Source organism: Actinomadura sediminis, assembly GCF_042675525.1.
GTDB lineage: Bacteria > Actinomycetota > Actinomycetes > Streptosporangiales > Streptosporangiaceae > Spirillospora > Spirillospora sediminis.
This window is the reverse complement of the sequence record NZ_JBHTJA010000005.1, coordinates 130,833-154,924: the sequence shown is the minus strand read 5'-3', so window position 1 is coordinate 154,924 and position 24,092 is coordinate 130,833. Positions and strand designations below refer to the sequence as shown.

The following is a 24,092-nucleotide window of genomic DNA, read 5'->3' as shown; positions in this document are numbered from 1 at the left end:
CGCCGCCGCGTCCGGGTCGAGCCCGCCGACGGCGCCCCCGGCCTGCGCGGACTCGAGCATCTGCAGCACCGCCGCCGCGTGCGCCGGCGTCCGTCCGTCCGGCCGCCGAACGGCGGGCACGGCGGCGAGCAGCCCGGCCGCGGTCCGCGCCGACCCGGCCGCGAGCACCTGCGCGGCCCGCTCGCGCGGCAACCTGCGAAGCACGGCCCCGGCCGCGCGAGCGCCCGCGGCGTCCAGCGCCTCCCGGACCGCCTCGGGCGGAACCCCGCCCATCGCCGCGACCGCCGCGTCCACGTCCGCGTCCGTCTCCGCCCCGGCGAGCACCCGCACGAGGTCGGCCACCCGAGCAGGACGCGCACCGGCGGAGCCCCCCGGCCCCCCGCCCCCGGCCACCGGCGGCCGCCCCTCCCGCGGAACGCGGGCACCCCCCGCGGACCGCCGCTCCCCCGGCCTACGGCCCTTACCCGGCGCGCGGCCGTCACTGGGCGTGCGACCGTGGCCTGAGGCTCGGCGCTCACCCGGCGCGCGGCCGTCGCTCAATGTGCGGTCCCCGGCCGAGGCGGGCCGCCCTCCCGCCGCGCGGCCGTCGCCCGGGACGCGGGCGTCACCGGGCGTCCGGCCCTCTCCCGCCGCGCGGCCGTCGCCCGGGACGCGGGCGCCGCCCGGGGCGCGCCCCCCACCCGGCGCGCGACCTTCTCCCGCCGCGCGGCCCTCGCCCGGGGCTTGGGGCTCGCTCGGGGAACGAGGTTCAGCAGGCGCACGGCCGTCACCCGCGGTGCGGCCGGCGCGCGGTGCTCTGGAGCCGCCCGGTGACCGGGGGCCGTGTTCGGCCGGGGGGCGGGGCGGAGCGGGTACGTCGTCGATGACGCCGCCGCAGAAGTGCGGCGGTCCGGTCTCGATGTGCGGGGGGCGGGCGGGGGCGGGGGCGAGGATGGATTGCAGGGTTCGGCGCAGGGGGGTGCTCGTCAGGCGGCTGGTGGGGGACTTGTCCAGGAGGCGGAGGATGGAGGCGGTCAGGCGGCCGGACGCCACCGGGGTCGGTGGGGGGTCGTGCATGACGGCCCAGAGGGTCGCCGAGGGGGCGTCGGGGCCCTCGGCGCGGCGGAACGGGGAGCGGCCCTCGAGGGCCTCGAACAGCAGGACGCCGAGCGACCACAGGTCCGCGGGCGGGCCGGCGTCGGCGTCGCCGAACCGTTCGGGGGCCATGTACTCGGCGGTGCCGACGACCAGGCCGGTGCGGGTGAGCCGGGTGGTGTCGCCGACGAGGGCGATGCCGAAGTCGATCAGGCGGACGCGGCCGTCGTCCTCGATGAGGACGTTCGCCGGTTTGACGTCGCGGTGGACGACGCCGCTGCGGTGCACGGCGTCGAGGGCGTCGAGCAGCGCGAGGGCGACGCCGGCGGCGTCCCGTTCGGTGAGCGGGCGTTCGGCGAGGACGTCCGCGAGGGTGCGGCCCTCGACGAACTCCATGACGAGCCACGGGTCGTCGCCCTCGACGAAGACGTCGTAGATGCCGACGATGCCGGGGTGCGTGACGCGTGCGAGGGCCTTCGCCTCGCGGAACGCGCGGCCGCGCAGCTCCGGGTCGGGCTGGACGCCGAGCCGCAGCGACTTGAGCGCCACCCTCCGGTCGAGGAGGGTGTCGTGGGCGAGCCACACCTCGCCCATGCCGCCGCCCGCGACCGCATCGAGGACCTCGTACCGGTCGTTGCGGAGGCCGCGCGGCTCAGTAGTCGTCATCGTCGTACAGCGGCTGCCCGTCGGAGTCGCGGGCCGGGTCCGCGCGGGCGTCCACGATGGTGCGGGTGTCGGCGATCCGGCGGATGGCCTCGTCGTCGGACGCCGCGGCGGGCTGCGGGCCCGTGCCGGTCGGGGCGGACGGGGCGGACGGCTCGAAGTGCGCGGTCGGGCGGTCACCGGGCTCGTCGAGGAGGTCGTCGGGTTCGTCGCCACCGCGTTCCTCGTCCTTGCGCGCCCAGATGGCCTGGGTGGAGGGCGGCCGGGCGGCACCGAAGTCGATTCCACCGGCGCCGGGGCGGGCGCCGGCCCGCGCCTCGCGCATCTCCCGTTTGATCTCCAGCCCGAGAATGCGGTCGTAGTTGCCGGGTTTCATCATCAGCTTGACCGCCACCGGCAGGCATTCGATCAGCAGGAAGAACAGGAACAGCAGGATTCGCGCGCCGGCGAGGGTGGAGTCGTTGCGGGAGACCTCGCCGAGCGCCTCCAGGCGGATGAGCAGGCCGTTCGTCTCGGCGTTCTCCGAATCGAACTGGCTTTGCAGCGTGCGCTGCCTTTCCCGGGCGTCCGCGAGCTGCTGCTGCACCTTGGGGAGTTCCGCGGTGGCCTGCTGCAGCCGGGTACTCTTGGCCGCCTCGCTGTCGGCGGCGAGTTCCTTTTTGCGGTCCTCTATCTGCCCGTTCAGACCGGCCACCTGGCCTTGGGCCTTCTTGAAGGCCCGTTCGCTCTCCGACGCGAGCGGGCCGTCTCCCCGGCGGGGGCAGCCCTCCCCGCCGTAGAGCTGGCACTGCCACTCGTCGTAGTGCTCTTTCGCGACCTTCTGCTGCTGGTCGCGCTGCCGCTCGAGCGTCCTGATCTCCGGGTCGGCGGCCGGGTCGAGCGGGACGTCGCCGCGCGAGCGGACGACCTCCTGCAGCTTGTCGACCTGCTGCTGCAGGGCCGCGACCTGCCGGCCGACCTCGCCCGTCCGCTGCTCGGCGGTGAACTCGTTGCTGCGCGCCTGCTTCATCTCGACGATCTGCGCGTCGATCTCGGACTTGAAGATCTGCAGGACGAGCGGGGTGGAGACGACGGCGCCGAGGATGACCGCCATGATGATGCGGGGGATCGCGAACTTGAGCCGGGGTCCCTCCGCCGGGATGGACGTGACGAGCCAGCGGTCGAGGCTCAAGATGGCCGCGCCCCACGCGAGCGCGATCGGCGCCGCGAGGAGCGGGTGCACGCCGAGGGCGCTGTACATGGCGAACCACATCGACAGCGCGGCGAGGACGCTGGTGGTGAGGACGGCGCCGCCGATGCCCTCGTACTTCGCGCGTTCGGAGGGGCAGCGGCGGAGAATTTCCGGTCGGGCACCGGAAAGGGAGATCAGAAAACGCCGCATCCAAACCCTCTCGCCCGTTCCGAGCAGGGGACGTTCGCGCGCCCCCGGCAGACGTCGGACAAGTGTAGTCACGTGCGCCCGATTAAGTCGCCGAAGGGATATTCCGGGTGGCCGGATTCGGCCATAATCGACAGCGGTCGGAGCGGTGCCGGGACAATCCTGTGGGGTGTGCCCGGTCCGTCCGGTGCGCAGGGGGACCGGAGAAGGACAGGAGCCGCAGTTGGCCGATCCAGGTGAGGAACTGCAGAAATCCCTCACCAAGTCGATCAGAGCACTTTCCGGACATCACCGGCTGATCGTGGTGGAGGCCGCCGCCGACGGGATCAACGCGTACCGGATCTCTCGCGACGCGAACGGCGTGCCCGGGGGCCGTTTCTGGCACCGGACGTGGGAGGACCTGTCGGACGACGGCGCACCGGCGAAGGACGCCGTCGTCCGGGCCGCGCGCCTCGACCCCGACGCGGCCACGCTGCTGGCCTGCACGTTCCCGGACGGCGCCGAGCCCGCGCAGGCCATCGCCTGGCTGCAGGCCGCCGCCCCCGACGCGCAGACCCACACGGCGCCCGGCGCGGCGATCGGCCGGATGCTGCGCGCGGCGATCGACGACGAGCCCCTCGCCCGGCTGTACGAGCTGGTCACCCTCGTCGCCGACCCCGCCGGGCGGCTGCGCTTCACCGGCCGCGTGCTGTTCCCCGTCGGGTCCCGCCGCCACGACACCGTCCCGCTCGACCTGCGCTTCCACCCGACCGACGAGCGCGGCGCGGCGCTCGCCGTCGTCTCCTGGTCCGACCGCCGGTTCCGGCTCGTGTCGGTGCAGCGCGCGCACGTCCCGCCCGGACGGTACGAGCTGATCGCCGAGCTCGAACGGCCGGGGCGCGTCCGGTTCCACGGGCTGCCCGACGAGCCGGTCCCCGACGACCGGACGTGGGAGGAGCTCGTCGCGGCCGTCCCGGACCGGTTGCCGCCGACGCCGCCGGACGTCCACCTGGTGTGCGCCATCGAGACCGCGGGGCCGCCCGAGCGCGTCGCCGCGCGGCTCGACCGGGCCGCCCAGTTCCTGCGCGCCGCCGCGGCCGGCGGCGGCGCGGGCCTCGCCGTGTCCCTCGTCGCCTACGGTCCGCACGCGTTCGTCCGCCGCCCGCCCCCGGCGGTGAAGGTGCTCGCGGACCGGCGCTCCCCCGAGGACGTCCAGGTGGTCCTGGACGCGCTGCGCGAGCGGGACCCCGGCGACGTCGGCTACCCGCGCGCCGCCGCGGTCGAGTGCGCGCTGGCGGAGGCCGAGCGGCTGCTCACCGCCGCGGACCCCGCCCGGCCCGCGCTGCTCGTGATCGGCGACCGGCCGCCGCACCCGGCGGCGGTGTCCCCGTCGGAGGTCCTGCCGTGCCCCACCGCGGCGGACTGGGAGGGGACGCTGCGCGGCCTGCGGCGCCGCTCCGGCTTCGCGTGCGGCGCCGTCACCGACCGGCCCGCCCGCCGCGCCGACCCGTTCTGGACCCGGCTCGCCGGGGACGGTCTCGCCGGGCAGGACGCGGTGGACGTGCCGCGCCTCGGCGCCCGGCTCGGCCTCGGCCCGGCCGAACCGCGGCGCGTCCCGTTCCCCTTCGACGAGACGACCTGACCCGACCCGCCCACGGATGGAGCGAACCCGAGCATGGCAGCCCCACTGCCGCCCCCCGAGCACAACATCGCCATGTGGGGGGCGACCGGTTCCGGCAAGACGACTTTCCTCGCCGCGCTGGACATCGCCCTGAACAGGGCGGACGACGTCGACTGGCGGGTGATCGGCGCCAACGAGGCGTCCACGGACAAGCTCGTGGAGCTGTCCGGCACGCTGGTCAACGACAACGCCTTCCCGGAGGCGACCAGCGGCATCGAGCAGTACCGGTGGCGGCTGATCGGGCAGACCGAGCGGCGCGAGGGACGGCTCTGGAACCGGCGCCGGGTCAAGCGCGGGCACGCCATCGGCCTCGACGTGCACGACGCCGAGGGCGAGCTGTTCAGCAACGACTTCATCGGCGACCACGGCCCGATGGTGGAGAGCCTCGCCAAGAGCCGCGGGATCGTGTACTTGTTCGACCCGATCCGCGAGTTCAAGGTCGGCGACGCCTACCGCAGCCTCGACGGCATGCTCGCCCGGCTGGCGCAGGTGATGCTGAACTCCGCGGACGCGCCGGAGGACGGCCGCCTGCCCCACCACGTCGCGGTCTGCACGACCAAGTTCGACGAGGTGCGGGTCCTGCAGACGGCCGAGCACCTCGGGCTGCTCGACTTCGACGAGGACGAGCACGGCTTCCCGCGCGTGGTGCACGACGAGGACGCGCGGGAGCTGTTCCGCGAGTTGTGCTCGGTGTCGGCGAGCGGCACCGCCGACCTCGTCCTGAGGAAGCTCACCCGGTACTTCGCCGAGGACCGGATCCGGTTCTTCGTGACGTCCGCGGTCGGGTTCCACCTCGACCCGCGCGTGGGCAGGTTCGATCTGCGCGACTTCCAGAACGTCGTGCCCGACCCGGACTCCGAGCGCGGCTTCCGGATCCGGACGAGCGTGTACCCGATCAACGTGATGGAGCCGGTCCTGTGGCTGGCGGAGAAGCTCGCGGACGGGCGGGCGGCCGCTCCGCGGTCCGCCGCCGAGGCGGCCCGATGAGCGACCGCATCCAGGTCGTCCCGGAATGGGCGCTGTGGGGGAAGGAGCCCAACGGTCTCTCCTACCGGGTGCTGCGGTGCAGCAACGGGCGCCTCAACAGCGCCGACTTCACGCAGATCATGCAGCATCACTCCACCGGAACGCACAACCATCTTCCGCAGGTCACGCTGAACTGGGCGCGCGACCGCGCCAAGAACGAGCAGTACATCGGCCTGGCCGTGCAGCGCTGGGCGCAGGAGCGCGACCACACCGGCCGCAAGATCGCGATCACGCGCTACTGCGCGCTGCCGTACTCGCAACTGCGGGGCGCCGTCTCCTACGAGACGATCTACCACGCGCTGAGCGACTGGGAACCGCCCGCGGACGACGCGCCCGCCGCCGTCGAACTCCCGGCGCTGTCCCCGGAGGCACTGGCGCCGCGCGTCGACGAGTACGCGCTGGGGGTGGCCGGGCTGCTGCTCACGCTCGACCCGGTGCACATCGTGCCGTCCGGCAAGATCCCGACCTACCTGGAACGACTCCGGTTCCTCGACGTCGTGGCCGCGCTGCTGCCGTACGGGCTGCGCACCCGGCTGTCGGCCGCGACCTGGGTCAGCAGCACCTCGCAGAACCGCATCCGGCTGGCGTTCACCGCGCACGCGGGCGAGGACGCGCAGGCGGTGCGGTGGGGCGCCACGCCGTCCTTCGCCGACAAGTGGAACACGGTCGCGCACCGGTACGCCGATCTGCTCGGCGACAACGCGGGCACCGAGGAGCGGGCGGCCGACCTGATCCGCGGGCTGGCGGCGCGGCGGGAGCCGATGAGCTTCACCGCCGACGACGCCCGGCGGTCGCTGGAGCTGCTGAACGCGCAGGTCCGCGGCCCCGGGCGTCCGGCGGGCACGACGCAGGGCGACGGGGCGGACTTCGTTGCGGCGATGGAGGCCCTGCACGCCTGCCGGCACGCCGTCGCGCACGTCGACCGGCCGACGTTCATCTCCGCGGTGGCGCGGTTGCGGCAGGTGCAGGACGCCGGGTTCGGCGCCGACGAGCGCCGCCGCCTCTGGGAGACCGCCGTCGCCGCGGGACTGCCGTGCCTGCCGTCGTCCACCAGGGACGACCCGGAACTCGCCGAGCTGTACGAGGCGTGCCTGCGGCTGGGGCACGGCCCGTCGCTCGATCTCGAGAACGTCTACCGGATCGAGAACGACCTCGGCGTCGACCTCCCGCTCCAGTTGTTGCAGGTCATGGCGCGCCTCGCCGTGGGCGACGAGCCGACCCGCCTGGCCGTCGCGATCCGGCTCGGCCGGGACGTGATGAGCCTGGCGCGCCGCGTCGACGCGAACGCCCTCGTGCGTCTCGCCGTCAGCGAGGAGCGCGAGGACGTCCTGGAGGTCGTCCTCGCGGAGCTGTGCAGGCGTTCCCGGGACGGCCACGCCACGCCCGTCGCGCACGCCCTCGCCACCCACGGCTACCTGGCGCAGCCCGTCGAGCGCTTCTATCCGGGCGTCAACGAGCAGGCCGGCGCGCTGCGGGAGCTGCTCGCGGCGGTGTTCGGAGGCCGGCTGAACCGCGACCAGTTCGCGGGGATCGTCCGGGGCGGCGGCCCGAACTCGCCGCGGCCGGCCCTCATTCTCGCCGCGCTGTCCCTGTACCAGGGCGCGGACGCGCGCGACCTGCTGGTCGACTTCTACCTGCGCGGCTTCCTCGGCGCCGCGACGCCGTCCTACCTCTCCCCCGATCTGCGCGGGGTGGTGGACAGGGCCCTCGCCCGCCACCCCTCCTGGCCGCCTCCGCCCATGAGCCGGTACGAGGAGGCCCACGATGACGGGGACGACGCGCAGGCGGGGCTGCGCCACAAGATCAAGTCGTTCCGCCCGCCGTGGCGGTCGGACCACGAGCCCAACCCGTAGCCCCCGGCCCGGGGCATGCGATGCCGTCAGGTCTGCACGACGATCGGGAGCGGCACGCGCTGCGCGTCGGTGGGCACCAGCCCCAGCCGCCGCCCGACCGCGGCCGGGTCGACGGCGTCCAGCCGGAACGGTTTCGCGTCCCCGGCGAGCCTGACCCAGGTCATGTCGTCCGTCCTGTGCCGGCGTGCGGAGTGATCGCGGATCGCCGCGAACGTCACGCCGCCGACGTGCAGCTCGTCCATCAGCACGGTCCAGTCGTGCCCGTCGGGGCACGGCAGCGTCTCGGACGGGTGCACCTCGGGCGGATGCGGTGCCCGCTTCCCCACGGTCAGCAGCGCGGTTCGCTCCGGCCGCCGAACGCCGCGCAGCGACCGCTGGACGAGGAACAGCATGTCCTCCACCATCGCCCCTTCCGGGTTGCCGCTCGGCAGGGGAGGCGTCGCGGCGAGGCCGTCCAGGCATCGCAGCGCGTAGGACGGGTTCGCACGCCAGACCCGGCGCGCCACCGGGGGGTCGTCCTCGGGCCGGTACCGGTACAGGTGCGCGCCGTAGAGCAGCAGCGACACCCGGAGGAGCTCGCCCAGCTCCGCCGCGAGGAGACCGACCACCCGGCGGATTCGGTCGATGCGCTCGTCCACGACGTCGCGCGGACCGGAGAACTCCAGCGCGCAGACCAGGTGCGCCGGACGGGGCGGGTCGTACGCGACGGTCCCCGCGCCGACGATCTCGTGCCAGCTCCGCGCCTCCGGACCGCTTTTCGGGAGCCCGCCGAACCGGACCCGGCCCGGACCGTCCAGTTCCGCGGTCACCGAGTACCGGCCGGGCGGCGCCTTCACCGACCGCACCAGCACCGTCCGGTCCGTGCCCTCCGGTCCCCTGGCGACGACCGCGAGGACCGTCCCGTGCGCGTCGCTCGGTTCGATGCGCATGACGAGGCCGCGGACGTCTCCCTTTGACGCGCCGGCGGGGAAGATCGGCACGGTCCGGAACCCGAGCCGCCGGCCGCCGCCGGCCCGCTCGGGCTCCATCGCGAGCAGCGCGTACGGCTGCCGGATCGGTTCGGCGTCGATGACCTCGCGCAGCACCTGGCCGAGATCCGCGCCCGAGGCGGTGAGGGCGGCCCCGTCCGGCACCTGCTTCTTCAGCGCGGGCAGCGCCGCCAGCACCGGCAGGCTGTAGACCGCGGTGTCGACGAGCACGATGTTCCGCCCGTCTCCGATCCCCACCGCCCCGGTGGGGACGCCGGCCTCGTCGAGGGCGTCGGCCCAGGGGACGGTCGGACGCATGGTCGCGTCCGGCGTCCCGGCCGTGTTCCGCCGCACGAGGTACGCCGTGAGGCCGTCCGCACCGAGGTCGACCACGGCCAGCTCGTCGCCCGCCTTCACCTCGGCGACGCGCGCACCGAGGGCGGCGACCAGCTCCGCCCGCTCCTGCGACCTGCGCCGCCGGGTGATCGCCTTGATGACGGGGTTCAGCCCGACGACCGCGGCCATGCCCGACGCGACGAGCCAGGGCGCCCAGGAGTTCTTCGGCTGCCCGGCGGCGGGTTCCCGCCGGTTCGCCCCGTCCAACGCCGCGACCAGTGGTCCCCAGAGGCTCATCGCCTGCCCCGAAGCGGTTTCCGGCCGGTTCTCCGCGGACGTGCCGGACTCCGGCGCGGGCGCCTCGCCGGACTTCGGCTCCGGACGGCCGGTGTCCTCGGCCCACGCGGGCACGGGGATGCCGCGCCGCTCGGCGAGATTGCGGGCCAGTTGCGCGAACGGGCGGACGTACCCGGCGGCCGCGGCGCCCTCGGGGTCGCGGACGAGCGCGGTGAGGTCCCCGCCGCCCCCGAACCGGCCCTCGATGTGCTCGTTGACCGTCTTGCTGATCGCCCATTCGTCCAGCGCCGACAGGCCCGTGACCAGCCGCTCCCGCGCCGCCGGGACGAACTCGTACAGGTCGTCCCCGGTCTCCTCCAGCAGTCCGCTGACGAACAGTTCGGCCCGTTCGAGCAGGCCCGTGCCCCTGGCCAGCTCGGGCTGGAGCACGTCGATGAGCGGCAGCGTCAGGCTCGTCGCGCAGGACAGCACGTGGGCGAGCCGGACCGCGCCCGGTGAGGCCCGCCGGAAGAACGCGTCGACGAGCATCTCCTGCTCGGCGGCGTCGTCATCGGCGTCGTCATCGGCGCCTTCGTCGGCGGCGGCGTCTCCATCGTCGGCGGCGTCTCCCTCGTCTTCGCCGTACAGGTCCTCGGCGAGCACGGGCGGCGACGTCGTGATGCCCTGCACCCAGGTGGTGCCGGACACGAGCGCCTCGGCCCAGCCGGCGAACTCGGCCGGCGACAGCCCGATCACCGGCAGCGGCGGCGCGCCGTCCCGCTCCCGCTCCGCCCACCAGCCCCACTCGACCTCGAACCCCGCGTTCGCGGACATCCCGCCGGGGCACCGGGAGGCGGTGTAGGGGACGCCGACCGCGGTGTCGGGCCGGTACTCGGGCGGCAGCATGTGCAGGAGGGTCGTCGGCATCGCCCGCGCCCAGCCGTCGACGGCCTTCCAGACCGGCCGCCGGTACCAGCCTTCGGCGACGGCGTCGGTGGCGACCAGCACGATGCGGGACCCCGACAGGTCCAGCAGGCGGCTCGGCGGGTAGCCCGTCCCGTTCGGGTCCACCACCCGGACCTCACCGCCGCCGTCGACCTCCAGGTCCCAGCGCGACACCGTCTGGAACGCGCCGACCTGCGCGAGGACGCGCTCCAGCCGTTCGAACAGCGGACGCCACACCCGCATCGACGTCGAGGAGTCGGTCACCAGCGTGAAGTCGAGGGAGCGTACGCGGGCGCGGCGCATCGTGATCATGAGCTGCGCCGGGTCGACGGTGCGCGCCTCGGCGGTGGCCTGCACGGTCGCGGCCATGTCGAGCTCGGACCGTCCGGGCCTGGTCAGCCGTTTGAACGGGCGGAGCGACCGGGCCAGCTCCATCGCCTCGGGAAGCGGGGACGCGCCGGGAAAGGCGATCTTGCTCATCCGCGGCGCGGACGCCCCGCCGGCCTCGTCCACCGCGGTGCCCGCGGGCGGGTAGAGCGGCACCCCGCACCCGGCGCCGGTCCCCGCGTCCCGCGCGTCGCCGCCGGACGGTGCCGTGTCCGGCGCGGCGGGCTCCACCGGGCGGCCGGGGGGCGGGCCGTCGCCCAGCCGCCGCCGGTGGTCGGGCGGGGCGGGCGGGGGGTTCCGTGCCAGCCACAGCAGTTCCGCGAGCAGCCGGGCGTCCAGTTCGGTCATCGCTCGGTGAGGCTCTTGAGGAGGAGCTCCCGCAGTTTCTCCAGTTCCTTGCCGTTGATGTCCTGGGCGGTCATCAGGTGCACCAGTTCCAGGAGCTGGTTGATCGCCAGGTGCGTGCCCGACCTCAGCTCGGCGGCGAAGGCGTTGATCTCGGCGAGCGCGTCGTCGGGCACGTACCGCAGATGCTCCTGGACGATCTCGGTGAGCAGTTCCTCCGTCGGCTTCTCCATCCGGAACCGGACGCAGCGCCGCAGGAACGCCGACGGGAACGTCCGTTCGCCGTTGCTCGTGAAGACGATGACGGGGAACTCGGCCGCCCGCACCCTGCCGTCGCCGACGCCGTACGTCCCGCCATCCGCGCCGCGGACCTCGAACCCGCTCCCCTTGTTCCGCAGCAGCGGCGGGATCTCGAACTCCAGCCCCTCGATGATGTTGAGCAGGTCGCCCGGCAGGTCCAGGTCGCTCTTGTCGATCTCGTCGATGAGCACCGCCCGCGGCACACCGTCCGCGAGCGCCGTGCCGAGCGGTCCCAGCTTGACGAACCGCTCGATGGCCGCGCCGTCCTCCTCGGGAGACTCGACGCGCGACTGCGGCGCATCCTGGCGGGACGCCGGCTCCTTCCGCACCCGGCCGCGCGCCAGTTGCGTCGCGTGCAGGCGGTCCAGCGCGTCGTACTGGTACAGGCCGTCGGTGACGACGCTCTTGGACGTGATGTGCCAGCGCAGCACCGGCCCGAGTTCGAGTTCGCGGGCGATCACGTCCACCACCGAGGACTTGCCCATCCCCGCGGGTCCCATGAGCAGCAGCGGGCGGCGCAGGTGCAGCGCCGCGTTGATCGCCTGGCGCAGCGCGTCCGTCATGACGAACGGCGTCGGGGCGTCCGCGCCGTCGGCGGACCTCGGCGCCCGCCACGGCGGCGGGGCGGGCAGCCGCCCCTGCCAGGCGTGCTCCGCCCCCTCCAGCCGCCGCGGCTCGCCGTCCCCCCTGAAGATCTCCCACGTCATGCCGTCGCCCTCTTCCGCGTGCCGCGCAGCGCGCCGCCCCGTTTACCTGGACGGACGTCCGAAACGCGAAAGGGTCCCCGTCCGCCCGGGTCGCTCCAGATAACCGAGATGGGCGCCGCATGTGATTGGTCCAGCAATTTGTCGGGGAAGAAAATCCTTCGATTCGAGGAGTCCAGCCCCGCCCACACCTCGCGCACGTCCTCCGCCACCGTCGCGTACGCGCGCTCGGGATACCAGAGGATGTAACCGCAGCCGTTCCGCAGCAGCCCTTTCAGCAGTTCGCACGTGTCCGCGTTCGCCCGCTCCGCCACCACGTACGGGAACTGCAGGTTCCGTCTGAGCCACGCCTTCAGCGCCTGCTCGTCCACCGCCGCCTCGTCCGTGACGAGGGCCGGGTCTCCGGCCCAGTCGGCGGCGTCGTGCCGCCTGCGCTGGGTCTGTTTCATGCCCTCGCTGCCCCACATGTGCCCGTACCAGCGCAGCCGCGGGCGATGCGGCTGCCCCGGGGCGAGATCGATCTGCTCGTATCCCTCTTCGAGGAGGTGCAGCGGGGCGATCAACTCGATGAACAGCTCGCGCCCGCCGAGTCCCTCGCACAGTCTGGTCATCATTTCCCGGAGGGCGCTCTTCACCTCCGCGCGTTTGCAGTACCTGGCCTGGATCCGTCCCATCCGGACCGCCGGATGCACCTGCACGGAAATGCGCACGTCCTCCGGCTCGGCGGCGTTGCCGACGAGGTCCGGCCCGCCGATCTCGAACAGGACCCAGTGCTTCTCGGCCCGGCTCTCGAGGTAGTCGCGCACGTTGTTGCCCTGCGCGTCGTGGCGATCGAGCCAGTCGCGCAGCACCGGGTGTTCCAGCCCGACGTCGTTGCGGTGCGCGACGCTCAGCATGAACCGCGCCAGGACGCTGAGTCCCGACCGGGAACCGGCGAGCGCGGCCTCGATCAGCAGCACGTCCGCCGACTCCGCCGCCACTTCGCTGGACGCGGCGTCGAAGAACAGGTGGTGCAGTTCCTCCATCTTCGGGATCTCCCCGCCGATGGCACGGAACGTCCGCTTCGCCAGGAGCCCCTCCGCCAGGGCTTGGACGAGGGCCCTGCCGTCCCCGCCGAGCGTGGGGACGAGGTCGGTCAGGGACGGCAGGTCCAGCCGGGTCCGCAGGCCCGCGAGCTGCTTCTCGTACCTGCGGCGGATCTCCCCGGCGACCCTGTTCCCGTACTCCTCGGACGGCTCGGACGGCCCCGCCCGGCCGGTCCGAGCGGCCTGACCGGTCGCCTCGTTCGGCTCGTTCGCCCCGGCCGGCCCGGTCGGGAAGACGAGCGACACGCCCGGTTCGACGGCGTAGTTCCGCTCCGCCAGGAGGTGGCCGACGTCGACCGCGTGGATCCTCCGTGCGTCACCGATCGCCTCGGCACCCCGCTGGCGGGCCTCCTCGAACGAGCACGACGCGCCGAAGTGATCGGTGGCGCACGTCGTCTCGACCGCGATCCAGTTCCCCTCCTTGATCTCCTCCCGGAGCATGTCGGCGGTCGGTGTCCACAGCCCCTCCTCCAGGCCGAAGCGCCCCTGCCACACGTCCCCGTGGCCCGCCCCGGGCGGGACGTCGCGCACGAGGACGAACGCGTGCCGGCGGCGGTCCTTGTACTGCAGGACCGCGATCACCGGGTACAGGCCGACCACCAGGCACAGGCCCGCGTAGATCAGGGACAGGTCCAGGCAACTGCCGGCCCGCTTCCTGTGGATGATCGTGTACGGCGCCTGGACGACCTGCGCGGCGCCGTCCCGGCTCAGCAGCGAGACGTCGTACCGCAGGCCCAGGCCCCGCAGCTGCTGGTACACGTATCCGGCGAGTTCGGCGGTGCCGGGCGGGCGCTCGGCGATCGCGCCGAGCAGGCCGGCGGCGTCGAGGTCCTCCCGCTGCACGTACCTCGCCAGGCTCCGCGGCTCGTCGAAGTACCAGGTCCCCCAGGTCATGCCACCTCGATCACGTCGGTGACCAGCGGTGACTCCGGCGGTTCCGCGGCGAACAGCTCCAGGATGCGCACGCCCGCGCCGGTGGCGGGGAACTCGAACCGGAACGTCCGGTCGTCGGCGACGCGGGCGGGCACGGCGCCCGGCTCGCCGGCGAGCCTGGCCCACAACCGCGTCCCCGGGGCACAGCCGTCCGCCCGGCCCGACACCTGGATCGGAACGTTCGCCGGATACAGGTCGTCGACGTCGAGCCGCACGGTCCGGCCGCCTTCCGGCGGGCCCTGATCGCCCGCCGGGCCCCTGCGGACGTCGCCCGGCGCGAGCGCGGGATCGCCGTTCCGCAGCCGCGACAGGACGGTGGCCACCGAGTTCACCAGTCCGGCGGCGTGCTCCCGCCCGTGGACCAGGCCGTTGTGGCTGTCGCCTCCCCAGGAGGGGAGGACCCACTCCTCGCCTCCCGGTGTCGCGGCCATCACGGGCACGGTGCCGTCGCCGTCGCGGGCGTGGTAGTCCGCGGGGAGCAGGTCGGAGCCCTTCGAGCATTCCAGCCGCCCGCCGGGGTGCAGGATCGCCTGCTGGACCGTGCGCTGCCCGTGGCCGACGAGCGGTGCGATGATCCTCGACCGCTCGTGCGGGGTGTTCAGCCCGGCGAGCAGGTCGCGGGACGCGCGGACGCGCGCGGCGTCGAGATCGATCCCGTCGACGAGATCGACGAGGCGGCGGGCGGTTCCGTCCCGGCCGGGGCGCCGGTCGGCGACCGTCCGGTACAGCGGAAGCAGGTCGTACACGCCCGGCACCTCGCGGAGGGCCTCGGCGAGCCGGCTCACGTGCACCGGGCCGAGCTCCGGGCCGTTGACGAGGAAGTCGAGCGCTTTGACGGCGCCGCGGAAAGGAGTGCCCGCGGTGAGGACGCGGTGGCAGTCCCCCGCGTCGTCATGGTGCCGCAGGTAGTGCGCCGCGACGAGTCCGCCCATGCTGTGCGCGATGATGATCACGCGCGGGTCGTCGACGTGCTCGGCGAGCGCGGCGAGCCGGGTGCGGATCGCGGCGGCGAGGCGGGCGGAGTTGACCGCCACCGGGCGGCGCCAGTCGTACGGGAACTCCATGTAGTTCAGCTCGTTGAGCCAGAACCGCTTCCGCAGCCCGTGCCGCAGCGTCCCGTACGGGCCGAGCACCCTGGCCAGGTACGGGACGGGCACCGACATCAACCCTCCGGGGACCACTCCGTCCTCGTAGCCGGGGTCGGAGAGGGCGTCGTAGCCCGCCGCCAGGAGCCTCGGCTCGCGGATGGGTCGGCGCATGTCCGCCGACATGCCCCAGAGGGTCTCGCGACCGCGGTGCAGTGAACTCCCGCAGATGCCCGGGAGCACGACCAGGAGGTGCCGTACCTGCATCCGCTCGACCACGTCCCGCGGCCCTCCGGCCGAGTTCTCGCCCAACCAACTCTCCCCGTTCTCTCCCCGAAGAGCCCCCGTATGGGGCCATGAGAATACCTCGCTAATAGCAGACAATCCCCACCTGACGGTTAAGCCTTGTAGTTCAAGATCTGCCGGAAAAGTGCCTTTCCTCCCGCATGTCGGCACCCGGCCGATCGCGCCTCCCGTACCTCCCGGCATCGGTTGCGGATGGACCAGGACGCCCTTTCCGGAAGGCCGCCCGACGCGGCTCCGATCATCTTCGATGACCTCTGACCTGGGGTTACGCGCACCGGCGAGCGGCCGGGCACGATGCCGCGCGCGCCGGACCACGGCGCCGTCCCGTCCGGCGGACCTCCGGTCGGGCCCCCGCGACCGCGGCTGACCGGATGCGGCGGACGCGCGGACCGGACGTCCGGTTGCGCCGAACCCTGGCCTGAACAGGCCACCCGACGCCCCGCCCGCCACCCGCCGATCGCGCGTCACCGGCCGGGACCGCGCACCGGACCGCGCCCGTGGCGGACCCGGGAGAGGCGGCGCGCTGGCCGCGCCCGTCAGTCGTCGCCCGCGCCCCGGCTCGGCGGCTCCCGCGTGGCCCAGACGACCTGGCCCCAGACCCGGACGAACAATGTGAGCAGACTCGTGATCAGGATGATCGCGAGGGCGGTCCGCAGCGGCGCGCTGTCGCCGTAAAGGCCCGAGAGCGCGAGGACGGTGACGCCGAGCCCGGTGATGTTCAGCAGCGCGAGGAGGATCGTGTAGGCGCGGACGCGGCCCTTCGTCCAGAAACGCACTCCGTCGACGGGGTCGGCGTCGCGGCTGCGGCGTTCCTGTTCGCGGAGCCGTTCGAGATAACGGGAATCCCAGAGCAGCGCGAGAAGCAGCACGGGAAATACCTGCGCGAGGGTCGTGTAGAACTCGCCGTGATCCACCGAAGCAGCGTAATGGGCGAATATCCCGAATGGAGTCGTTCCGGCATACCGGGGTCTGGCCGGAGCCGGTCCGGGGCTCGGCGGCGTCACGCCGAGGCCGGGGGCGGGTGGCCCGGCTTCTCGGTGGGCGGGAGTGGGCGGTCCGGGGGGCGGCGGGAGCGGTTACTCTACCAAACAGTTGTTAGAAAGAAGGGAGGCGAACATGGTGGTCGAGTACGCGCGGCGGGGGGACGTCGCGGTGGTGACGATGAACCGGCCGGAGTACCGGAACGCGCAGAACTCCGCGATGACCTACGCGCTGGACGAGGCGTTCTACCGGGCGGCCGGGGACGACGACGTCAAGGTGATCGTGCTCGCCGGTGCGGGGCCGCACTTCTCGGCCGGGCACGACATCGGCACCCCCGGACGGGACGCCGACCGGAGTTTCGCCCGCAAGGCCGGGATGTGGTGGGACCACGTCGGCAAGTCCGGGGCGGAGAGCCGGTTCGCGCGGGAGTCGGAGGTCTACCTCGGGATGTGCCGCCGGTGGCGGGAGATCCCGAAGCCGGTGATCGCGTCGGTGCAGGGCGCGTGCGTGGCGGGCGGGCTGATGCTGGCGTGGGTGTGCGACCTGATCGTCGCGTCGGAGGACGCCTTCTTCGCCGACCCCGTGGTCCGGATGGGCATTCCGGGCGTGGAGTACTTCGCGCACCCGTGGGTGATGCCCCCGCGCATCGCGAAGGAGTTCCTCTACACCGGCGAACGCATGACGGCGGCGCGCGCGCACGAGCTCGGCTGGGTCAACCGGGTGGTCGCGCGGGAGTCGCTGGAGGACGAGACGTTCGCGCTGGCCGACCGGATCGCGGCCATGCCGCGGATGGGGCTCGCGCTGACGAAGAAGGCCGTGAACCAGGCCGAGGACCTGCAGGGCCTGCAGTCGGGGATGGACTCGGTGTTCGGCCTGCATCACCTCGCGCACGCGCACAACGCGGAGACGGGCGCGGACTCGCTGGCGGGGCAGGACGCGAAGAGCATGAAGGCGGCGGCGAAGGCGGCTTCGAATGGATCTTGAGTTCGGGACGGCGGACGAGGAGTTCCGCGCGGAGGTGCGGGCGTGGCTGGCGGAGCACGTGCCCGCCGAGCCGCTCGCGTCGCTGGAGACGGAAGAGGGCTTCGCGCAGCACCGGGAGTGGGAGCGGACGCTCGGCGCCGACCGGCTGTCGGTGGTGTCGTGGCCGCAGGAGTACGGCGGCCGCGGCGTGCCGGTGCTCCAGTGGCTCGTGTTCGAGGAGGAGTACTACGCGGCGGGCGCGCCCGGGCGGGTCAGCCAGAACGGCATCAACCTGCTGGCGCCGACGCTGCTGAAGCACGGCACGCCGGAGCAGCTCGCGCGCGTCCTGCCGCCGATGGCGGCCGGTGAGGTGATCTGGGCGCAGGCGTGGTCGGAGCCGGGCGCGGGCAGCGACCTGGCGGCGCTGCGGGCGACGGCGACCCGGACGGACGGCGGCTGGCTGCTGAACGGGCAGAAGACGTGGAGTTCGCGGGCGGCGTTCGCCGACCGCGGTTTCGGGCTGTTCCGGTCGGATCCGGAGAGCGAGCGGCACCGGGGGCTCACGTACCTGATGTTCCCGCTGGACGCCGAGGGCGTGACCGTCCGGCCGATCGGACGGCTCGACGGCAAGCCCGCGTTCGCGGAGCTGTTCCTCGACGGGGTGTTCGTCCCGGACGACGACGTCATCGGCGAGCCCGGGAAGGGCTGGAGCGTCGCGATGAGCACGGCGGGCAACGAGCGCGGGCTGACGCTGCGCTCCCCCGGCCGGTTCACCGCGGCGACCGAGCGGCTCGTGGAGCTGTGGAAAAAGCGGGCCGACCCGGCGGACACGGCGCTGCGGGACCGGGTCGCGGACGCCTGGATCCGGTCGCGCGCGTACCGGCTGAAGGGGTTCGAGACGATCTCCCGCGACGACGACATCGGCGCCGAGTCGAGCCTGAACAAGGTGTTCTGGTCGGAGCTCGACGTGGCGCTGCACGAGACGGCGCTCGACCTGCTCGGCGCGGACGGCGAGCTGGAGTCGGAGTGGCTGGAGAACTACGTGTTCTCGCTCGCCGGCCCCATCTACGCGGGCACCAACGAGATCCAGCGCAACGTGATCGCCGAGCGGCTGCTCGGCCTGCCGAGGGGGGCACGGTGAAGTTCGTCCTGTCCGAGGAGCAGCGGATGTTCGCCGGGACGCTGCGGCGGCTGCTCGCCGAGGCCGGCACCGCGAAGGTCGTCCGGGCGTGGGCGTCCGGGGACCACGGCCCGGGACGCGAGGTGTGGGCGGCGCTCGCCGAGGCGGGGCTGTTCGCGGTCGCGGTGCCGGAGGAGCACGGCGGCGCGGGCCTGCTGCCGGTCGAGCTGGTCGCGGCGATGGAGGAGGTCGGGCGGGCGGCGGCGCCCGGCCCGTACGTCGAGACGCTCGCGGCGGCGGAACTGCTGCCCCGGACGGGCGGCGGCGGGCTGCTGGAGGGCATCGCCGCGGGCGCGACGATGGTGACGCTCGGCGTGCCGCACGCGCTGGACGCCGACGCCGCCGACGTCGTCCTCGGCGTGGACGGGAAGCCGCGCGCGGCGGCGGGCGACCCGATGACCTCGCTCGACCCGGCGCGGCGGATGTTCCGCGTGAACGGCGGCCCGCCGGGGGAACTCCCGGGCTTCGGGGTGCTGATGTGCGCGGCGCAGCAGCTCGGGCTGGGCCGGGCGCTGCTGGACGTGACGGTCGAGTACGCGAAGACGCGGCGGCAGTTCGGCCGTCCGATCGGCGAGTACCAGGCGGTCAAGCACCACCTGGCGGGCGCGATGGTCGAGCTGGAGTTCGCGCGGCCGCTGCTGTACGGCGCGGCGCTCGCGTACGGGACGCCGGAGTTCGGGCGGGACGCGTCGGCGGCGAAGGTCGCCGCGTCCGACGCGTGCTACGCCGCCGCGAAGATCGCCCTGCAGGTGCACGGCGCGATCGGCTACACCGACGAGTACGACCCGTCGCTGTGGATCCGCAAGGCGCGGGCGCTGCACTCGGCGTGGGGCGCCCCCGCCGAGCACCGCGCCCGCGTCGCCGCCTCGCTCTAGCGGGGCAGGTCCACGCGGCGGACCTTGCCGGTCGCGGTCTTCGGGAGGTCGTCCACGAAGACGACCTCCCGGGGGACCTTGAAGTTCGCGAGCCGCTCCCGGCAGTGCGCGATCAGTTCCTCGGCCGGGACGGACGCGCCGGGGCGGGTGCGGACGTAGGCGCGGGCGACCTCGCCGAGCCGCTCGTCCGGGACGCCGATGACACCGGACTCGGCGACGGCGTCGTGCCGGGCGAGGACGTCCTCGATCTCCGCCGGGTACACGTTGAAGCCGCCGACGGTGAACATCTCCTTGGTGCGCCCGGTGATCCGCAGGTTGCCGCGCTCGTCGAGCCGTCCCCGGTCGCCGGTGTCGAGCCAGCCGTCGCGCAGCGTCGCGGCGGTCGCCTCGGGGTCGTCGAGGTAGCCGCTCATCACGTTGTAGCCGCGGACGAGCACGGCGCCGTCCTCGCCGACCGGGACGGGCTCGCCCTTGTCGTCGGCGACGCGGACCTCGACGTCGTCGATCGCGCGGCCGCACGTGGTCGCGATCGTCTCGTCGTCGTCGTCCACCGAGCAGGCGGTGACGGTGCCGGACGACTCGGTGAGCCCGTAGGCGGTCACGACCTGCGGGAACAGCTCGGCGCGGATGCGGCGGACGAGCGCGACGGGAACGTCGGCGGCGCCCGTCACGGCGAGCCGCAGCGACGACAGGTCGCGGCCGGCGCGGCCCGGGGCGTCCAGCAGCGTCGTGTAGATGGTGGGCGGGCCGGGCAGGACGGTGATCCGTTCGCGCTCGATCAGCGCGAGGGTCTCGCCGGCCTCGAAGACGCGCTGCAGCACCATCGTGGCGCCCTGGAGCAGGCACGCCAGCACGCCCGCCTTGTACCCGAACGTGTGGAACATCGGGTTGACGATGAGGTACCGGTCGCCCGGCCCGACGCCCGTCCGCCCGCACCACGCCCGGTACGTCCGGACGTTCTGCTCGTGCGTGCACAGGACGCCCTTCGGCCGTCCGGTGGTGCCCGAGGTGAACAGGATGTCGGCGACGTCGCCGGGCGCGACGGCGGCGGCCCGCGCGTCCGCGTCGGCCGCCGGGACGGCCGCGCCCGCGCCGAGGAACGCGTCCCACGCCGTCACGCCGGGCCGCTCGGGGCCGTTGAACGTGACGACGCCGCGCAGGTCCGGCAGGCCGGGGATCGCGCCGGACGCGTCCTGCCCGAGCAGCCCCGGGTAGTCGATGCCGAGGAAGCCGTCCTCGACGAACAGCAGCTTCACCCGGGCCTTCTCCAGCGGCCAGCGCGCCTCGTCGCCCTTGTAGCGGGTGTTGAGCGGGACGAGCGCCGCGCCCGCCGACACCGCGCCGAGCACGGTCACGATCCACTGCAGCCCGTTCGGCGCCCAGATCGACACGCGGTCGCCCGGTCCGACGCCGGCCGCGGCGAACGCGCGCGCGGCGGCCCGCACCCGGTCGCGCAGCTCGGCGTAGGTGACGCGGACGGACCCGTCGACGACGGCCTCCGTGTCCGGCGACGTGGCCGCGGCCCGGGCCAGCACCCCGGGAATCGTCAACTCGCTCATGACCGACCATCGTCGCCCGGCTGGGCGCTCACGGGAACCGGGCCGTCCCGCTCACCGGTACCGGGCGAGCCGCTCCCGGAACCAGTGGTAGGACGCCTTGGGCGTGCGGGCGCCCGTCGCGAAGTCGACGTGCACGAGGCCGAACCGCTGCGCGTAGCCCTCGGCCCACTCGAAGTTGTCGAGCAGCGACCAGACGAAGTAGCCGCGGACGTCCACGCCGTCCGCGATCGCGCGGTGCAGGGCGCGCAGGTGGCCGTCCAGGTAGTCGATGCGGTCCCGGTCGCGGCGGGCGGGGTCGTCGTCGGGGGCGGAGCAGCCGTTCTCGGTGATCAGGATGGGCGGGAGCGCGTCCCCGTAGGCGTCGCGCAGGCCGGTGAGCAGCTCGTGCAGGCCGTCCGGGACGACCGGCCAGCCGAACGCGGTGAGCGGGTACCCGTCGATCGGGACGTCCTCGAACGGGAGCCCGGCGTCCTCGATGCGGTCGCCGACCTCGGCGAGCACCGACCCGCCCGCCGCCGGGGCCGCCGCGCCGCCGCGGGGGGCGGCGATGCGGGTGGGGCTGTAGTAGTTGACGCCGAGCCGGTCGATGGGCGCGGCGATCGCGTCGAGGTCGCCGTCGAGGACGAACGGGAGCTCGTCCGCCGCGATGCCGTAGGCGCTCATGTCGGGGAGGCGCCCGAGCAGGATCGGGTCGGTGAACAGGCGGTTCTGCAGGACGTCGAACGCGGCCGCGGCGGCCCGGTCGGCGGGGTCGTCGCTCGCGGGCCGCACCGGGCTGTAGTTGTTCGTGACGCCGATCGGCGCGGGCGAGCGGTCGCGCAGCACCGGGACGGCGAGGCCGTGGGCGAGCAGCATGTGGTGGGCCGCGGGGAGGGCGTCCAGGAGGAGCGCCTCGCCGGGCGCGTGCGTCCCGATGCCGTACCCCTCGGTCATGTGGACGAACGGCTCGTTCAGGGTGATCCAGGCGCCGACGCGGTCGCCGAGCCGGTCGGCGACGATGCCCGCGTACTCGGCGAGCCGGTGCGCGGTGTCGCGGTTCATCCAGCCGCCGGCGTCCTGGAGGGCCTGCGGGAGGTCCCAGTGGTAGAGGGTGACGACGGGCGCGATGTCCCGTTCGGCGAGGGCGTCGACGAGCCGGTCGTAGAAGCCGAGGCCCTTCGGGTTGGCGGGGCCGCGCCCGTCCGGCTGGATCCGCGGCCACGCGACGGAGAAGCGGTAGGCGTTGACCCCGAGGTCCGCCATCAGCGCGACGTCCTCCGGCCAGCGGTGGTAGTGGTCGCAGGCGACGTCGCCGGTGTCGCCGTTCTTCACCCGACCGGGTTCGGCGGTGAACGCGTCCCAGATGCTGGGGCCGCGGCCGTCCTCGGCGACCGCGCCCTCGATCTGGTAGGCCGCCGTCGCCGTCCCCCAGAGGAACCCCGCGGGGATCTCGTCCATGGCCGTCACCCTCCTGACGTGAGCTTGCGGCCATTAAACATGAACATGTGTCACGTTCGCCGGAACGGAGAAACAACGTGAGCGACATTCACTTTTCTCGGGTTCGGTGATTCACTCCAAGGCAGGAACCGTGGACCACTCCCCCGGCCGAGGTGCCCCATGCACGTCCTCCGCCCGTCCCGCCGCTCCGCCGCCGTCCCGCTCGTCCTCGCCCTCCTCGCCGCCTGCCTCGCCGCCGCCCCCGCGCGGGCGTCCGCTCCCGGACGTCCCGGCGAGGTGCGGGGGTACGCCGACCTGCACAGCCACCCGATGGCCTACGAGGCGTTCGGCGGGCGCCTGATGTGCGGCAAGCCGTTCGACCCGGACGGCATCGAGGAAGCACTGCGCGACTGCCCCGACCACGGCCTGAACGGGTCGTTCGCCTGGTTCGAGAACTTCACCCGGCACGGCACCCCGTTCGGCACCCACGACCCCACCGGCTGGCCCACGTTCGCGGACTGGCCCGCCTGGGACTCCCGCACCCACCAGCAGATGCACCACACCTGGCTGGAACGGTCGTGGCGCGCCGGTCAGCGGATCCTCGTGAACCAACTCGTCGCGAACCGGCAGCTGTGCGAGGTCTACCCGCTGAAGCGCAACGCGTGCGACGAGATGGACACCGTCCGCCTCCAGGCTCGGCGGACGCGCGAGCTCGAGGCCCTCATCGACGAGCGCAGCGGCGGCCCCGGCGAGGGCTGGTTCCGGATCGTCACGAGCGCCGCCGAGGCCCGCCGGGTGATCGAGGCCGGGAAGCTCGCGGTCGTCCTCGGCGTCGAGGCGTCCGAGCCGTTCGGCTGTCGGACGATCGGCGGCGAACCGCAGTGCACCCGCGCGGACATCGACCGCGGTCTCGACGAGATGCGGGACCTCGGCGTCTCCTCGATGTTCCTGTGCCACAAGTTCGACAACGCGCTCTGCGGCGTCCGGTTCGACTCCGGCACGACCGGGGTCGTCGTCAACGCGGGCAACTTCCTCGGCACCGGGCGGTTCTGGCGGGCCGAGACCTGCACCGGCGCGGCCCACGACAACACGATCGCCCCGGCGGGCGGGCTCGGCGACGTCCTCCGCGAACCGCTGCGGCACCTCGGGATGGCCGGGATCACGTTCCCGCTGTATCCGAGCCCGCCGCACTGCAACGTCGCCGGGCTCACCGACCTCGGCGAGCACATGGTCCGGGGCATGGTCGACCGCGGCATGATCGTCGAGATCGACCACATGTCGGTGAAGGCCGCCGACGAGACCCTCGGCATCCTGGAGGAGACCGGCCATTCCGGCGTCGTGTCGTCCCACAGCTGGACGGACGCGAACTACGTGCGGCGCGTCTACCGGCTCGGCGGCATGATCGCCGCCTACGGCTCCCCCGCGGACCGCTTCGTCGCCGAGTGGGAGCGCAACAAGCGGCACCACGACCCCCGCTTCGCGTTCGGCTACGGGTACGGCCTCGACGCCAACGGCATGGGCCCGCTGCCCGCCCCGCGCGCGGACGCCGCCGCGAACCCGCTCGAGTACCCGTTCGCCTCGCCGGCCGACCCGTCCGTCCGGCTCGACCGGCTCCGCACCGGCCGGCGCACCTGGGACCTCAACACCGACGGCGTCGCGAACTACGGCCTCGTCCCCGACTGGCTCGCCGACGTCGGCCGCGCCGGCGGCCCCCAGATCACCGCCGACCTGACCCGCGGCGCCGAGACCTACCTGCAAATGTGGAACCGCGCCGAAGGGAGCGCGCGCCCCTGA

Annotated in this window: 16 protein-coding genes; 7 read left to right on the top strand and 9 right to left on the bottom strand. The window is 73.8% G+C overall.

The window, feature by feature from the left end; genetic code table 11:
• Nucleotides 1–1,740, bottom strand: a 1,740-nt coding sequence (locus ACFQ11_RS05320; protein WP_378296695.1) for a serine/threonine-protein kinase, incomplete at its 3' end; no start/stop codon positions are given.
• Nucleotides 1,727–3,118 carry a DUF4407 domain-containing protein gene (locus ACFQ11_RS05315; RefSeq protein WP_378296693.1) on the bottom strand — a complete coding sequence of 464 codons (1,392 nt, stop codon included), beginning with the start codon at nucleotides 3,116–3,118 and terminating at the stop codon, nucleotides 1,727–1,729. The genes ACFQ11_RS05315 and ACFQ11_RS05320, both read right to left, overlap by 14 nt.
• A 220-nt stretch (nucleotides 3,119–3,338) precedes the next feature.
• Here ACFQ11_RS05315 and ACFQ11_RS05310 point away from each other — a divergent pair, with 220 nt between their 5' ends.
• Genes ACFQ11_RS05310 through ACFQ11_RS05300 form a run of 3 tightly spaced genes read left to right on the top strand, consistent with a single transcriptional unit; the run spans nucleotide 3,339 to nucleotide 7,654 of the window.
• Nucleotides 3,339–4,736, top strand: a complete 1,398-nt coding sequence (locus ACFQ11_RS05310) for a hypothetical protein (RefSeq protein ID WP_378296692.1) — start codon at nucleotides 3,339–3,341, stop codon at nucleotides 4,734–4,736.
• Between the two features lie 33 nt (nucleotides 4,737–4,769).
• Nucleotides 4,770–5,762 carry a hypothetical protein gene (locus ACFQ11_RS05305; RefSeq protein ID WP_378296691.1) on the top strand — a complete coding sequence of 331 codons (993 nt, stop codon included), beginning with the start codon at nucleotides 4,770–4,772 and terminating at the stop codon, nucleotides 5,760–5,762.
• On the top strand, nucleotides 5,759–7,654 hold the full coding sequence (locus tag ACFQ11_RS05300; protein ID WP_378296690.1) for a hypothetical protein: 1,896 nt from the start codon (nucleotides 5,759–5,761) through the stop codon (nucleotides 7,652–7,654). The genes ACFQ11_RS05305 and ACFQ11_RS05300 overlap by 4 nt, the downstream gene beginning before the upstream one ends.
• 26 nt (nucleotides 7,655–7,680) lie before the next feature.
• Here the strand turns inward: ACFQ11_RS05300 and ACFQ11_RS05295 are convergent, their stop codons facing one another.
• The 5 genes from ACFQ11_RS05295 to ACFQ11_RS05275 all read right to left on the bottom strand — a co-directional run bounded on the left by ACFQ11_RS05295 (nucleotide 7,681) and on the right by ACFQ11_RS05275 (nucleotide 16,238).
• Nucleotides 7,681–10,914, bottom strand: coding sequence for an SAV_2336 N-terminal domain-related protein (locus ACFQ11_RS05295; RefSeq protein ID WP_378296688.1), 3,234 nt, complete (start codon nucleotides 10,912–10,914; stop codon nucleotides 7,681–7,683).
• Nucleotides 10,911–11,918 (bottom strand): AAA family ATPase, encoded by a 1,008-nt coding sequence (locus tag ACFQ11_RS05290; RefSeq protein WP_378296687.1) that lies wholly within the window; start codon nucleotides 11,916–11,918, stop codon nucleotides 10,911–10,913. Before ACFQ11_RS05290 ends, ACFQ11_RS05295 begins: the two co-directional genes overlap by 4 nt.
• On the bottom strand, nucleotides 11,915–13,894 hold the full coding sequence (locus tag ACFQ11_RS05285) for a hypothetical protein (RefSeq protein WP_378296686.1): 1,980 nt from the start codon (nucleotides 13,892–13,894) through the stop codon (nucleotides 11,915–11,917). Before ACFQ11_RS05285 ends, ACFQ11_RS05290 begins: the two co-directional genes overlap by 4 nt.
• Nucleotides 13,891–15,330, bottom strand: a complete 1,440-nt coding sequence (locus ACFQ11_RS05280) for an esterase/lipase family protein (RefSeq protein WP_378296685.1) — start codon at nucleotides 15,328–15,330, stop codon at nucleotides 13,891–13,893. Before ACFQ11_RS05280 ends, ACFQ11_RS05285 begins: the two co-directional genes overlap by 4 nt.
• A 530-nt stretch (nucleotides 15,331–15,860) precedes the next feature.
• A complete protein-coding gene (locus ACFQ11_RS05275) occupies nucleotides 15,861–16,238 on the bottom strand; it encodes a hypothetical protein (RefSeq protein WP_378296684.1) in 378 nt (125 codons plus the stop codon).
• A 202-nt stretch (nucleotides 16,239–16,440) separates the two neighbouring features.
• Here ACFQ11_RS05275 and ACFQ11_RS05270 point away from each other — a divergent pair, with 202 nt between their 5' ends.
• Genes ACFQ11_RS05270 through ACFQ11_RS05260 form a run of 3 tightly spaced genes read left to right on the top strand, consistent with a single transcriptional unit; the run spans nucleotide 16,441 to nucleotide 19,323 of the window.
• Nucleotides 16,441–17,289: an enoyl-CoA hydratase gene (locus ACFQ11_RS05270; RefSeq protein WP_378296683.1), complete on the top strand. Its 849-nt coding sequence runs from the start codon at nucleotides 16,441–16,443 to the stop codon at nucleotides 17,287–17,289.
• Complete coding sequence (locus ACFQ11_RS05265; protein ID WP_378296682.1) at nucleotides 17,279–18,409, top strand: acyl-CoA dehydrogenase family protein; 1,131 nt, start codon at nucleotides 17,279–17,281, stop codon at nucleotides 18,407–18,409. Before ACFQ11_RS05270 ends, ACFQ11_RS05265 begins: the two co-directional genes overlap by 11 nt.
• Nucleotides 18,406–19,323, top strand: a complete 918-nt coding sequence (locus ACFQ11_RS05260) for an acyl-CoA dehydrogenase family protein (protein WP_378296681.1) — start codon at nucleotides 18,406–18,408, stop codon at nucleotides 19,321–19,323. Before ACFQ11_RS05265 ends, ACFQ11_RS05260 begins: the two co-directional genes overlap by 4 nt.
• Here ACFQ11_RS05260 and ACFQ11_RS05255 read toward each other — a convergent pair.
• A complete protein-coding gene (locus ACFQ11_RS05255; RefSeq protein ID WP_378296680.1) occupies nucleotides 19,320–20,882 on the bottom strand; it encodes a FadD3 family acyl-CoA ligase in 1,563 nt (520 codons plus the stop codon). The two genes, ACFQ11_RS05260 and ACFQ11_RS05255, sit on opposite strands and share 4 nt — an antisense overlap.
• Nucleotides 20,883–20,933: 51 nt before the next feature.
• On the bottom strand, nucleotides 20,934–22,319 hold the full coding sequence (locus tag ACFQ11_RS05250) for a GH1 family beta-glucosidase (RefSeq protein WP_378296678.1): 1,386 nt from the start codon (nucleotides 22,317–22,319) through the stop codon (nucleotides 20,934–20,936).
• Between the two features lie 159 nt (nucleotides 22,320–22,478).
• Here ACFQ11_RS05250 and ACFQ11_RS05245 point away from each other — a divergent pair, with 159 nt between their 5' ends.
• Entirely contained in the window at nucleotides 22,479–24,092 is a 1,614-nt protein-coding gene (locus ACFQ11_RS05245; protein ID WP_378296677.1) for a Coagulation factor 5/8 type domain-containing protein, read from the top strand.

Excerpts from the sequence above, each read along its gene's own strand:
- ACFQ11_RS05265 (WP_378296682.1), top strand. The coding sequence starts at position 17,279 with ATGGATCTTGAGTTCGGGACGGCGGACGAGGAGTTCCGCGCGGAGGTG.
- ACFQ11_RS05300 (WP_378296690.1), top strand. The coding sequence starts at position 5,759 with ATGAGCGACCGCATCCAGGTCGTCCCGGAATGGGCGCTGTGGGGGAAG.
- ACFQ11_RS05315 (WP_378296693.1), bottom strand. The coding sequence starts at position 3,118 with ATGCGGCGTTTTCTGATCTCCCTTTCCGGTGCCCGACCGGAAATTCTC.
- ACFQ11_RS05245 (WP_378296677.1), top strand. The coding sequence starts at position 22,479 with ATGCACGTCCTCCGCCCGTCCCGCCGCTCCGCCGCCGTCCCGCTCGTC.
- ACFQ11_RS05290 (WP_378296687.1), bottom strand. The coding sequence starts at position 11,918 with ATGACGTGGGAGATCTTCAGGGGGGACGGCGAGCCGCGGCGGCTGGAG.
- ACFQ11_RS05305 (WP_378296691.1), top strand. The coding sequence starts at position 4,770 with ATGGCAGCCCCACTGCCGCCCCCCGAGCACAACATCGCCATGTGGGGG.
- ACFQ11_RS05285 (WP_378296686.1), bottom strand. The coding sequence starts at position 13,894 with ATGACCTGGGGGACCTGGTACTTCGACGAGCCGCGGAGCCTGGCGAGG.
- ACFQ11_RS05270 (WP_378296683.1), top strand. The coding sequence starts at position 16,441 with ATGGTGGTCGAGTACGCGCGGCGGGGGGACGTCGCGGTGGTGACGATG.
- ACFQ11_RS05255 (WP_378296680.1), bottom strand. The coding sequence starts at position 20,882 with ATGAGCGAGTTGACGATTCCCGGGGTGCTGGCCCGGGCCGCGGCCACG.
- ACFQ11_RS05250 (WP_378296678.1), bottom strand. The coding sequence starts at position 22,319 with ATGGACGAGATCCCCGCGGGGTTCCTCTGGGGGACGGCGACGGCGGCC.
- ACFQ11_RS05295 (WP_378296688.1), bottom strand. The coding sequence starts at position 10,914 with ATGACCGAACTGGACGCCCGGCTGCTCGCGGAACTGCTGTGGCTGGCA.